This window comes from Streptomyces sp. NPDC051907 (genome assembly GCF_040681075.1).
In the GTDB taxonomy this organism is placed as follows: Bacteria; Actinomycetota; Actinomycetes; order Streptomycetales; family Streptomycetaceae; genus Streptomyces.
On record NZ_JBFAYB010000068.1, the window covers coordinates 1 to 11,332 of the forward strand.

Sequence of the window (11,332 nt, forward strand, 5' to 3'; positions counted from 1 at the left end):
ACCTTGCCGCCGATCAGCACATCGGTCGCCCGGTTGATCCCGTCCACCAGCGAGTGCCGGCAGCCGTACTTGTTGTCGAACTTCGACTTCGTCACGGCGTCGTTCACATTGATCGCCGGGAACAGCAGCGTCCCCTCACGCTGCATCTCGTACAGACGGTGCACACCCGTCGTCGTCTCCTCGGTCACACCGCGGATCTCGGACGCCAGCTGGGTCCACTTCTGCGGGCTCTCGCCGAGGGTGCGGTTGAGCAGGCGCAGGATGTAGCCGTACTCCTCGCTGTCCGCGGTCTCGGGGTCCGGGGCGGCGCCGGCCTTCTCGAACTCCACGCCCTTGTGGACGAGGAGGGTGGCGTCGCCACCGTCGTCGAGGATCATGTTCGGGCCGCCGGTGGGGGTGTTCGGCCAGGTCAGCGCCTGCTCCGTGCACCACCAGTACTCCTCCAGCGTCTCGCCCTTCCAGGCGAAGACCGGGATGCCCTGGGGGTTGTCCGGCGTGCCGTTCGGGCCGACCGCGATGGCGGCGGCCGCGTGGTCCTGGGTGGAGAAGATGTTGCAGGACGCCCAGCGGACCTCGGCGCCGAGGGCGGCGAGCGTCTCGATCAGGACGGCGGTCTGCACGGTCATGTGCAGCGAGCCGGTGATACGCGCGCCGGCCAGCGGCTGGGCCTCGGCGTACTCCTTGCGGATCGACATCAGGCCGGGCATCTCGTGCTCGGCGAGGGTGATCTCCTTGCGCCCGAAGGCGGCGAGGGAGAGGTCGGCGACCTTGAAGTCCTGACCGGTGGCGACAGTCGACATGCGAACTGCTCCTCGTGGTGTGGGTCGAGGGTGGTTACGGCTGACTCTGCGGCGGTCGAGGGCATACGAATGCCCGGGCGTTCGCAGTGCAGTCCGTCGGAGGCCCTCTCTCCCTCGGTCGGTCCACAGGCGCGGACCGCCCGACCGCCATCAGCAGCGACGTCTGGCTCTGGTCACGAATCTACACCGATCGGCGCAGTGGACCCCAGCCCGTCTGCGGCCCGGTTCCGGCCGAAAGCCGGGTTGGGAGGTATGGAACGGTCTGCCTCCTGGGGCTTTTGGCGTCGTCGAGGCGTGATGCACGATGCTGCTGGATCGCGAACATGTGCACGGCGATCTGCGCCACGAAGCGTTAGGAGAACCACGTGACCAGTCCGGGAACTGGGCAGCGGAAGTTGAGGCTGCTCGCGGTGACGGCTTGTCCGACCGGCATCGCCCACACCTATATGGCGGCGGAGAAGCTGGCGCAGGCGGCAGAGGCGCTCGGCGTCGAGATCAAGGTGGAGACTCAAGGCTCCATAGGCGCCGAGAACGTACTCTCTGACAACGATGTCAATGACGCGGACGGCGTCATCATCGCCGCCGACAAGGACGTCGACCGCAGTCGGTTCGTCGGGAAGAGGGTGCTGGTCGCCGGTGTCGCCGAGGGCGTGCACCAACCGGAGCGGCTGATCGAGCTGGTGCAGAGCGCGCCGGTGCAGGAGGCGGGCGGCGCGGGCGGTTCGGCGGGCGGCCTCGGCGCGAGCGGCGGCGGAGGCGGAGGCGGGGCCGGAGCAGGCGGCGGGGGCGGAGCAGGCGGCAAGGAGCGCAGCGTCGCGTACAAGGCGCTGATGAACGGGGTCTCGTACATGATTCCGTTCGTCGTGGTCGGCGGGCTGCTGATCGCGATATCGCTGGCGCTCGGCGGCCACACCACGCCCGAGGGGCTGGTCATCCCGAAGGACTCCTTCTGGATGGACGTCAACAACATCGGCGTCATCGGCTTCACGCTGATGGTGCCGATCCTCTCCGGCTATATCGCCTACGCGATCGGCGACCGGCCCGCGCTGGTGCCCGGCATGATCGGCGGCTGGATCGCCAACACCGGAGCGCTGTACGACTCCGAGGCGGGCGCGGGCTTCATCGGGGCGATCGTGACCGGGTTCCTCGCCGGGTATCTGGTGCTGTGGATCAAGAGGGTCAAGGTCCCGAAGTTCGTACAGCCGATCATGCCGATCATCGTGATCCCGATCGTCGCGACGACGGCTCTGGGGCTCTTCTTCATCTACGTCATCGGCAAGCCGATCGCCTGGGTCTTCACGCACCTCACCGACTGGCTCGGCGGGATGACCGGGACCAGCGCGATTCTGTTGGGCGCAATTCTGGGGCTGATGATCGCGTTCGACATGGGCGGGCCGGTGAACAAGACGGCGTTCCTGTTCGGCGCGGGGCTCATCGCGACCGGGAACCTGACCGTCATGGGCATGTGCGCCGCCGCGATTCCCGTCATGCCGCTCGGGCAGGGGCTCGCGACGCTGATCCGGCGACGGCTCTACTCGGAGCAGGAGCGGGAGACCGGCATGGCCTCGCTGTTCATGGGGATGTTCGGGATCTCGGAGGGCGCGATTCCGTTCGCGGCGGCCCGGCCCGCGCAGGTCATTCCGGCGAACATGCTCGGCGGCGCGGTCGCCGGCGCCGTAGCGGGCATGGCGGGCGTCGAGGACGCGGTGCCGCACGGCGGGCCGATCGTGGCGGTGCTCGGCGCGGTCGGCGGTGTGCCGATGTTCTTCCTGGCGGTCGCGATCGGCACGGTCGTCACCGCGGTCGCCACCAACGCACTCATCGACCTCAAGGAGCGGAAGAACCGGGGAGCGGCGGCTCCGGGCGGCGGCGCCGGGGTCGGCGCGTTGACGCCGGCACCGGTGCTCGCGGGGGTCGGGGCGGGGGCCGGGGGCGTTCCCGTTCAGGCCGGGGAGAGGGCGCAGGCGGCGCCGGAGAGGACGCAGGCGGTCGTGAGCGAGGCCGTGGCCGCTTCCGCGCCGACGGCTGCCGAGGCGAACGCGGAACCAGAGGCGGCAGCGGAGGCGGAGGCCGCGCCAGCAGCGACGGCGACAGCGACAGCCACGGTGGAAACGGAGGCCGAAGCCGACGGCGAGGTGCTGTCCGGGTATCTGACCGCGCAGACCGTCAAGGTCCAGCTCGCCGCCGACGACAAGGACGCCGCCATCCGCGAGATGGCCTCGATGCTCGCCGCCACCGGCAAGGTCGCCGATCCGGAGGGGCTCGTGGCGGCCGCGTTCGCCCGCGAGGAGCAGGGGACCACCGGGCTCGGCGAGGAGATCGCCGTACCGCACGCCAAGACCGATGCGGTGACCTCGCCGATCGTCGGGTTCGCGCGGTCGGCGGAGGGCGTGGAGTGGGGGTCGCTGGACGGTACGAAGGCCAGGCTGATCTTCATGATCACGGTGCCGGAGGCGGCCGCGGGCGACGAGCATCTGCGGATTCTGGCGCTCCTGTCCCGCAAGCTCATGGACGCCGGCTTCCGGGAGCGGCTGTCGGCCGCGCCCGACGAGAGCGCGATCCTCGAGGCGCTCCGCGAGATCCGCTGACCGGAGGCCGGAAGCCCGAAGCCGCTCAGCAGCACCCGGCACCCGGCAGTAAGCGAGCATGCGGAAGGCCCCCCGCCCAGCGGCGGGGGGCCTTCCGCATCACGTCCACGTCGTACGCGACGTAGTGCTCGACGACGTACTACGCGACGACGACGTACGACCCGTCAGTGAGCCGGGGTCGGGGTCGGGCCGCCGGGCGACTTGGCCGGGTTCACGCCCGACTCCGCCGCCGCCTCGCTGTAGATGTCCGGCTCCAGGTAGATCACACGCGCGATCGGGACGGCCGCGCGGATGCGGTCCTCGGCGGCGTTGATCGCGTTGGCGACCTCGGTCGCCGTCTCGTCGTGCTGGACCGCGATCTTGGCGGCCACCAGCAGCTCCTCCGGGCCGAGGTGGAGCGTGCGCATGTGGATGACGCGGGTGACCGTCTCGCCGTCCACCATCGCAGCCTTGATCTTCTCGACGTCCTCCGTGCCCGCCGCCTCGCCGAGGAGCAGGGACTTCGTCTCGGCCGCGAGCACCACGGCGATCAGGATGAGCAGCACGCCGATGCAGAGGGTGCCGATGCCGTCCCAGACGCCGTTGCCGGTGGCCAGCGCCAGACCAACGCCGCCGAGCGCCAGGAACAGACCGACCAGGGCGCCGAGGTCCTCCAGGAGGACGACCGGGAGCTCGGGGGCCTTGGCGCGGCGGACGAACTGCGTCCAGGTGAGGTTGCCGCGGATCTCGTTCGACTCCTTGATCGCGGTACGGAAGGAGAAGGTCTCGGCGATGATCGCGAAGACGAGGACGCCGATCGGCCAGTACCAGGCCTCGATCTCGTGCGGGTCCTTGATCTTCTCGTAGCCCTCGTAGACGGCGAACATGCCGCCGACCGAGAAGAGCACGATGGAGACGAGGAAGGCGTAGATATAGCGCTCGCGCCCGTAGCCGAAGGGGTGCTGCGGGGTCGCCTCGCGCTGGGCCTTCTTGCCGCCGAGGAGCAGCAGGCCCTGGTTGCCCGAGTCCGCCAGCGAGTGGACGCTCTCGGCGAGCATCGACGACGAGCCGCTGAACAGGAACGCGACGAACTTCGCCACCGCGATTGCGAGGTTGGCGGCGAGTGCCGCCACGATCGCCTTGGTTCCGCCTGACGCGCTCATGTGTGCCGGGTGTCCCTTCGTACGGACGGTGCTGTCGGTCGCCGCCGGGCTTTGCCCGGTCTTTGCGGTGCGCCATTGTTGCAGCACCCGCAGGGGGCTCTGCGTCAGACCACCACAGTGGCGCGGAAGAGCGTTCCGGAACCTCCGTCGGCGCCCGAGATCTCCGCCTTGTCGCCTGCCGGGACGAACGCCGACTCCCCCGGAGCCAGGGTCAGATCGCCGACCGCGACGCCGCCCGCCGTGCAGAGCAGGATCTGCGGGGTGGCGGCGGTGAGGTCGCGCGGCGCGGCGCCCGGGGCCAGGACATGGCGGGAGAGCCGGAATTCGTCGATGGGGGTGTCGTAGACCTCCTCGCCCGAGGGCGACGCCTCGGGGCGCAGCACGCCCGGGTCGGTCGCCTCGAAGCGGACGACGCGCAGGAGTTCGGGGACGTCGACGTGCTTGGGGGTGAGTCCGCAGCGCAGCACGTTGTCGGAGTTGGCCATGATCTCGACGGCGAGGCCGTTGAGATACGCGTGCGGGACGCCGGCGCCGAGGAACAGGGCTTCGCCGGGCTGCAGTTGGACGTAGTTGAGCAGCATCGCGGCGATGACGCCCGGGTCGCCGGGGAAGTGGTGGGCGATCGAGGCGTACGGGGCGTACGCGCCGCCCAGATGCTCGGCGGCGGCCGCGGTCTCGGCGACGGTGGCCGCCATCTCCTCGGGGTCCGCGCTGAGCACCGCGGTCAGGACCTCGCGCAGCGCGGCCTCTTCGGGGTGCGCGTGCAGCAGGTCGACGTACGGCTTGAGCGAGTCGACGTTCAGGCCGGCGATGAAGTCGGCCGCCTCGACGGGCGGGCGGAAGCCGCACAGGCCGTCGAAGGGCGTGAGCGCGCAGACCAGTTCGGGCTTGTGGTTGGCGTCCTTGTAGTTGCGGTGCGGGGCGTCGATCGGGACGCCCGCGCTCTCCTCGGCCGCGAAGCCCTCCTTCGCCTGCGCGAGGTCCGGGTGGACCTGGAGGGAGAGGGGCGCGCCGGCGGCGAGCAGCTTGAGGAGGAAGGGCAGGCGCGGGCCGAACTTCTCGGCTGCGGCGGCGCCCAGCTCCCGTACGGGATCGGCGTCGATGACGCGGTTGAGCGGGCCGCGCCCGGTGACCGAGGGGGCTCCGGGGTGGGCGCCCATCCACATCTCCGCCTGCGGCTCGCCGGACGGGGCGACGCCCAGCAGCTCCGGGATGGCGGTCGTGGAGCCCCAGGCGTAGGGGCGCACGGTGTTGGCGAGGCGATCCATGGTGTCGTTCCTTGCGAGCGGGGGCACTGGCTTCGGGCGAGTGCGGAGTGCGGTGTGTGACGTGCGGACGGCTCAGCCAAGTGCGGTCGGGTGACGAGCGGGAGGCTTCCGGGTTACGGGTGAGGGGCGTCCGAGCCCGCCAGCGCCAGGTACACGGCCGCGAAGTCGGTGACGGCGAGCAGCTCGGCGATCGACTCCAGATCGCCGCCCTCCGCCGGTTCGAGCTCGCTGATGGGGGTGTCGTGGCTCAGCGCCAGCTCGCGCGCGGCGGGCGCGGCGGTCAGGCCGCCGGCCGGGCGGTCGCGTAGCAGGACGACACGGGCGCGCAGCGCCTGCTGCTCCTCGACCCGGTCGCGGAAGAAGTCCTCGGGGTCGGCTCCGGCCGCGAAGTCGCCCACCAGGAGCACGCCGTGCGCGGGCAGCGCCTCGGGGAGCTCGGCGGCCAGGGCGGGGCGGCCGGCCAGCTCGGCGAGCACGGCGGCGAAGCGACGGCCGACCGGGCCGGCGCCCGCGCCCTCCGTCCAGATCAGCGGGAGGCTGTCGGCGAGCTCGGCGGCGAGCGTCTTGGCCGGGTTGCTGTACGTGGCGATGGCCGGGCCGCAGCGCTCGGCGGTGGCGTCGAGGCGGTCGGCGACCTGGGCGAGGGTCTCCGGCGGGGCCTCGAGCAGGCCGACCCGGTCCAGGAGGGCGACGAGCGGCGTGAACAGCGCCCATAGCGCGCCGGGGCTGGCGGCCTGCGTCTCCTCCTCGTACGTCTCGTGCGGGGCGGCGGCCATCGGGACGACCATGCCGTGGGCGCCGTCGACGGCCTCGGAGAGCGGGGAGCGCTGCGGGGCCACGGCGACGACGGTGCAGCCCCGGCGGTACGCCTGCTCGGCGAGGAGGGCGAGGCCGGGCTCGGTGCCGTCGGTGGTGGCGATGAGCAGGAGGTCCACGGAGCCCGCCCAGCCGGGCAGCGCCCAGCGCAGGGCGCCTGCGGCGGGGGCGACTCCGGTGGGATGCAGTCGGGTGACCGGGGCGGCGGCGCCGGCGAGCGCGGTGATCAAGTCGGCGACCCCGGTCGCGGCATGGCCCGGTCCGGCGACGAGGACGGCGCGGGGGCGGCCCTCGGGCTTGAGCTCGGCGATGCCCGCCTCGGAGGCGTGTCGAGCCGCGGTGCGTACGCGCGCCCCTGCCTCTGCGGCGCCTCGGAGGAGTCCTCGCCGATCGGCACGGGCCAAGGCGTCCGGATCGTCGAGGAGCGACTCGTCCAGCATGGGGGTGGGCCTCCGATCGCCGTACGCGTGCGGGTGCGTGGTGCCTGATGCCTGATGCCTGGTGCCGGTGTTCGGTTGTGAGGTGGTGCGGGTGGTGCGGGTGCGGGTGGTGCGTGTGCGGGTGGTGCGCGGTTCTCGTTCCCGTTTCCGTTCCGGGTCTCGTTCCCGTTCCCGTACGGCTTAGGCGGGGCGGCGTGCCTCGTCGACGAGCAGGACGGGAATCGAGTCCCGTACCGGGTAGGCCAGGCCGCAGTCCTCGCCGGTGCAGATCAGCTCGGGGGTCTCGGCTGCCGTGCGGTCCTCGAGCGGTGCGCGGCAGGCGGGGCAGGCGAGGATCTGCAGAAGGCCGGCTTCGAGCGGCATATGGGAACGTCCCTTCAAACACGTGCGGTATAGAGCCACGTCAGCCTACCGCCGAGGGATGGTGTGCGGCTCGTTCTGGGCGGGGTGCGAGGGCGGGTGTACGGGTGGCGTGTGGGCTGGGAGGCGTCTATGGGAGACGCGCACCCCAGCCCCACCCCCTCAGGGCGCCTCAGGGCGCCTCAGAACGACGGCAGGTACGCCGTCAGGACGCGCGCACCAGCGTCAGCACCTCGTCGCGGACCTTGGCCATCGTCGCCTCGTCCCGCGCCTCCACGTTCAGGCGCAGCAGCGGCTCGGTGTTCGAGGCGCGCAGGTTGAACCACCAGTCGGCCGCCGTCACCGTCAGGCCGTCCAGCTCGTCGACGGCGAGGTCGTCGTGGGAGCCGTACGCCGCCTTCACCGCAGCCATGCGGGCCGTCTGGTCGTCGACGGTGGAGTTGATCTCGCCGGAGCCGGCGTACCGGTCGTACTGCGCGACCAGCTCGGACAGCGGCCCGTCCTGGCCGCCGAGCGCGGCGAGGACGTGCAGGGCGGCCAGCATGCCCGTGTCGGCGTTCCAGAAGTCGCGGAAGTAGTAGTGCGCGGAGTGCTCGCCGCCGAAGATCGCTCCGGTGGTGGCCATCTCCTCCTTGATGAAGGAGTGCCCGACGCGGGTGCGGACCGCCGTGCCGCCGTTCTCGCGCACGACCTCCGGCACCGACCAGGAGGTGATCAGGTTGTGGATCACCGTGCCGCCGGGGTGCTTGGCCAGCTCGCGGGCGGCGACCAGCGCGGTGATCGCCGACGGCGAGATGCCCTGGCCGCGCTCGTCGACGACGAAGCAGCGGTCGGCGTCGCCGTCGAAGGCGAGGCCGAGGTCGGCCCCCTCGGCGCGGACGCGCTCCTGGAGGTCGACGATGTTCGCCGGGTCCAGCGGGTTCGCCTCGTGATTGGGGAAGGTGCCGTCGAGCTCGAAGTACATCGGCACGAGGGTGACCGGCAGGGATGCGAAGACGGTGGGGACCGTGTGGCCTCCCATGCCGTTGCCGGCGTCCACGACGACCTTCAGCGGACGCAGCGCGGAGAGGTCGACCAGCGACAGCAGATGCGCGGCGTACTCCTCCAGGGTGTCCCGCTCGCTGATCGTGCCGGGCGTGGCGGCCGGCGCCGGCGCGCCGGAGGCCGACCACTGCTCGACGAGCGCGCGGATGTCGGACAGGCCCGTGTCCTGGCCGACCGGCGCGGCGCCCGCGCGGCACATCTTGATGCCGTTGTACTGGGCCGGGTTGTGCGAGGCGGTGAACATCGCGCCCGGCAGCCCCAGGCTCCCCGAGGCGAAGTACAGCTGGTCCGTCGAGCAGAGCCCGATGAGCGTGACGTCGGCGCCGCGGGCCGCCGCGCCGCGCGCGAACGCCCCGGACAGTCCGGGCGACGAAGGCCGCATGTCATGGCCGACGACGATCGCCGAAGCATCCGTCACCTGGACGAAGGCGGCGCCGAACAGCTCCGCCAGCGCCTCGTCCCACTGATCCGGCACTACCCCGCGTACGTCGTACGCCTTCACGATCTGCGACAGATCAGCAGCCACGGCCCATCCCTCCGAAGTCTCCACAAGGCTCTGCAAGCCTCTGCGGTCACCTCAAACTACCCGCCGACGCCAGAGCGGCATCCAGCCCACTCGCGCGGTGCTCTGTGGCGTCGTGGCCGCTTCGGGCCGCGGAGGTCACGGGATCGGTCAACGCGGGGGCAGAGGTGGAGAGTTGGGCGGGCGCGCGGTCAGCCGCGGGGGCGGGGCGGCTCGGGGGCGTGTGTCGGGGGTCTGACGTCGGGCGTCGGACTCGGGCGTCGAGGGTGACGTCGGGCGTTGGGACGTTTTCAGGAGTCCGGTGAGCGCAGGACCCGCAGATGGCCGCGGCGCGCGACCTCCATGGGGTCCGCCGTCCGGCGGCTGCCCGGCGCCCCGGCCTCGGCCGTACGACCCTGGGGCCGTGCGGCCTCGCGCACCGCGTTGGCGAGCGCTTCGAGATCGTCGCCGCTGGGGCGGGCGGGGGCGGAGCCGTCGGTCAGCCGCACGACCTCCCAGCCGCGTGGCGCGGTCAGGCGCTCGCTGTGCTCGGCGCACAGGTCGTAGCAGTGGGGCTCGGCGTAGGTGGCGAGCGGGCCGAGGACCGCAGTCGAGTCGGCATAGACGTACGTCAGTGTCGCGACGGCAGGGCGGCCGCACGCGGTGCGCGAACAGCGACGTACAGGGCTCACGACGTTGGACGGTACCGCACTCTTGAGCGGGCTGCGACGACTCTCCACCAGGTCACTCCCCCGTGTCGTGGTGTGACGTCCGACATAGGGGCTCTTGGAGCAACTGCCCTGACCTGCACGGGAAGAGAAGCGCGCTGGTGGCGACCTCCCGTGATCCGGTCATGACTTGGGGTAAATAAGGTCAATCGCTATGAGATCGGCGATCACAGGGGGTTGCCCAATCGGGCCGAACCTTGGCTGGAATGTTCAACTAACGACAGCCGTGGCGCCCTGTGCGCGCACCGGATCGTCGTGCGCCGGGGAGGGTCCCGGGAGAGTTACGCTGCGTCAGTGATGGACAGTCCTGTACCGCCGCGCCCGTCCGAGCCGCGGCCCCGCCGACGCGACCGCCACGGCCGCGGCATGCGGGGGCCGGTCGCCCCGCCTCAGGTTCCGCTGGCCGCCAGCCGCGCCGAGTCCTTCCGCGACCTGGTGCAGGACTCCGTGGAGCGGCTGGAACGGCGCTGGCCGCAGCTGGCGGAGGTCGACTTCCTCGTACTGGACGTGCCGGGCTCGCCGGACGAGTCGGTGCCACTGGGCAGCTCGGCGCCGGCCAGCAAGGAGCGGCCCGCGCGGATCGTCATCTATAGGCGCCCCGTCGAGATCCGGACGAAGAATCGCGACGAGCGGGCACTGCTGGTGCACGAGGTCGTCGTGGAACAGGTCGCGGAGCTGCTGGGGCTCTCGCCGGAGTCGGTGGACCCGCGGTACGGGCAGGATTGATCGACAGATTCTGAAATCTGTCGTCTGCGGGTCGATGGGTGACTGGTGAGGGGTGGGGGATGACAGGGAGCGATCGGGCGCCTGGTGGGGTGCGGGTGCTTGCGGGGCTCCGCCCCGGGCCCCGCGCCTCAATCGCCGGCGGGGCTGAAATTAAGGCCCTCCATCCTCGAGGAGGAGGGGCGGGGGCGTGGCGGCCGTGAGGGTGCGGAGGGTGCGGGAGCCTGCGGGGCGCTGCCCCGGACCGCGCGCCTCAATCGCCGGCGGGGCTGAAATTGGCCCGCGCCTCAAACTCCCCCAGACTCCGTCCGGGGGGGGACCCCCACGAGGCTGAAGATGGGCCCCGCGCCTCGCACGTCGGCAGGGCTGAAGTAGGCCCGCGCCTCAAGCGCCCGCGAGGCTGTTCTTGCTAGAGGTCGCTCAGGTTGCGCGTGTAGGTCGTGCCGGGCTGGTCGTCCAGCGTTGCCTCGCCGGTTGGGGCGAAACCCGTGCGTGCCAGCACCCCGCGCGAGCCCGCGTTGGACAGTGCGGCCGACGCGCGGAGGGTCGTCAGGCCGTATTCGGTGGCGGCGAGCTTGAGGGCCTCTCGGACCGCGGCCGTGGCGAGGCCCTTGCCGGTTGCCTTCTCGGCGATGCGGAAGCCGATCTCCGCGGCGCTGTCCGCCACGTCGACCAGGTTGACGCGGCCCAGCACCTCGCCGTCGTCGCCCACCAGCAGGTGGAAGAAGCACGTCCCGGCGGCCTGCTCCTCTAGCAGGGCGCTGTGCCGGGCGTCGAAGTCGGCGAAGTAGGCGTCGCCCCGGTCGGGGACCGACGCGGCGAAGTAGGCCCGGTTCTCCTGCTCGAAGGCGAGCAGGGCCGGGGCGTGGTCGGGGCGCAGGAGCTGGAGTCCAGGCATGGACGAACCCTATGCACCCCTTC

Annotated in this window: 10 protein-coding genes; 2 read left to right on the forward strand and 8 right to left on the reverse strand. The window is 71.6% G+C overall.

Translation table 11 applies throughout. The features are described 5' to 3' along the window. Positions 1-800: adenosylhomocysteinase (locus tag AB0M39_RS28725; RefSeq protein WP_365368851.1), on the reverse strand; the 800-nt coding region annotated here is incomplete at its 3' end. A gap of 365 nt (positions 801-1,165) precedes the next feature. Here AB0M39_RS28725 and AB0M39_RS28730 point away from each other — a divergent pair. After that, a complete protein-coding gene (locus tag AB0M39_RS28730; protein WP_365368852.1) occupies positions 1,166-3,388 on the forward strand; it encodes a fructose-specific PTS transporter subunit EIIC in 2,223 nt (740 codons plus the stop codon). 164 nt (positions 3,389-3,552) lie between these two features. Here the strand turns inward: AB0M39_RS28730 and AB0M39_RS28735 are convergent, their stop codons facing one another. The 6 genes from AB0M39_RS28735 to AB0M39_RS28760 all read right to left on the reverse strand — a co-directional run bounded on the left by AB0M39_RS28735 (position 3,553) and on the right by AB0M39_RS28760 (position 9,700). After that, complete coding sequence (locus AB0M39_RS28735) at positions 3,553-4,530, reverse strand: cation diffusion facilitator family transporter (protein ID WP_365368853.1); 978 nt, start codon at positions 4,528-4,530, stop codon at positions 3,553-3,555. 104 nt (positions 4,531-4,634) lie between these two features. Beyond that, positions 4,635-5,798 carry a mannose-6-phosphate isomerase, class I gene (gene manA, locus AB0M39_RS28740; RefSeq protein ID WP_365368854.1) on the reverse strand — a complete coding sequence of 388 codons (1,164 nt, stop codon included), beginning with the start codon at positions 5,796-5,798 and terminating at the stop codon, positions 4,635-4,637. A gap of 113 nt (positions 5,799-5,911) precedes the next feature. Then, the gene (locus AB0M39_RS28745; RefSeq protein ID WP_365368855.1) at positions 5,912-7,054 is read right to left on the reverse strand and encodes an SIS domain-containing protein; all 1,143 of its coding nucleotides are present in this window, start codon (positions 7,052-7,054) and stop codon (positions 5,912-5,914) included. 180 nt (positions 7,055-7,234) lie between these two features. After that, positions 7,235-7,417 carry a Trm112 family protein gene (locus AB0M39_RS28750; protein WP_365368856.1) on the reverse strand — a complete coding sequence of 61 codons (183 nt, stop codon included), beginning with the start codon at positions 7,415-7,417 and terminating at the stop codon, positions 7,235-7,237. Between the two features lie 202 nt (positions 7,418-7,619). Then, on the reverse strand, positions 7,620-8,984 hold the full coding sequence (locus tag AB0M39_RS28755) for a phosphomannomutase/phosphoglucomutase (RefSeq protein WP_365368857.1): 1,365 nt from the start codon (positions 8,982-8,984) through the stop codon (positions 7,620-7,622). Positions 8,985-9,271: 287 nt separating this feature from the next. Continuing rightward, on the reverse strand, positions 9,272-9,700 hold the full coding sequence (locus AB0M39_RS28760; RefSeq protein ID WP_365368858.1) for a DUF3499 domain-containing protein: 429 nt from the start codon (positions 9,698-9,700) through the stop codon (positions 9,272-9,274). Between the two features lie 285 nt (positions 9,701-9,985). Here AB0M39_RS28760 and AB0M39_RS28765 point away from each other — a divergent pair, with 285 nt between their 5' ends. After that, positions 9,986-10,414, forward strand: a complete 429-nt coding sequence (locus tag AB0M39_RS28765; RefSeq protein ID WP_365368859.1) for a metallopeptidase family protein — start codon at positions 9,986-9,988, stop codon at positions 10,412-10,414. Positions 10,415-10,820: 406 nt separating this feature from the next. On the opposite strand, the gene AB0M39_RS28770 is transcribed toward AB0M39_RS28765, so the two are convergent. Further along, positions 10,821-11,309: a GNAT family N-acetyltransferase gene (locus AB0M39_RS28770; RefSeq protein WP_365368860.1), complete on the reverse strand. Its 489-nt coding sequence runs from the start codon at positions 11,307-11,309 to the stop codon at positions 10,821-10,823. Positions 11,310-11,332 lie beyond the last annotated feature (23 nt).

Bases quoted from the DNA above. Each gene is read 5' to 3' on its own strand.
- AB0M39_RS28735 (WP_365368853.1), bottom strand. From the start codon at position 4,530: ATGAGCGCGTCAGGCGGAACCAAGGCGATCGTGGCGGCACTCGCCGCC.
- manA (WP_365368854.1), bottom strand. From the start codon at position 5,798: ATGGATCGCCTCGCCAACACCGTGCGCCCCTACGCCTGGGGCTCCACG.
- AB0M39_RS28745 (WP_365368855.1), bottom strand. From the start codon at position 7,054: ATGCTGGACGAGTCGCTCCTCGACGATCCGGACGCCTTGGCCCGTGCC.
- AB0M39_RS28750 (WP_365368856.1), bottom strand. From the start codon at position 7,417: ATGCCGCTCGAAGCCGGCCTTCTGCAGATCCTCGCCTGCCCCGCCTGC.
- AB0M39_RS28765 (WP_365368859.1), top strand. From the start codon at position 9,986: ATGGACAGTCCTGTACCGCCGCGCCCGTCCGAGCCGCGGCCCCGCCGA.
- AB0M39_RS28770 (WP_365368860.1), bottom strand. From the start codon at position 11,309: ATGCCTGGACTCCAGCTCCTGCGCCCCGACCACGCCCCGGCCCTGCTC.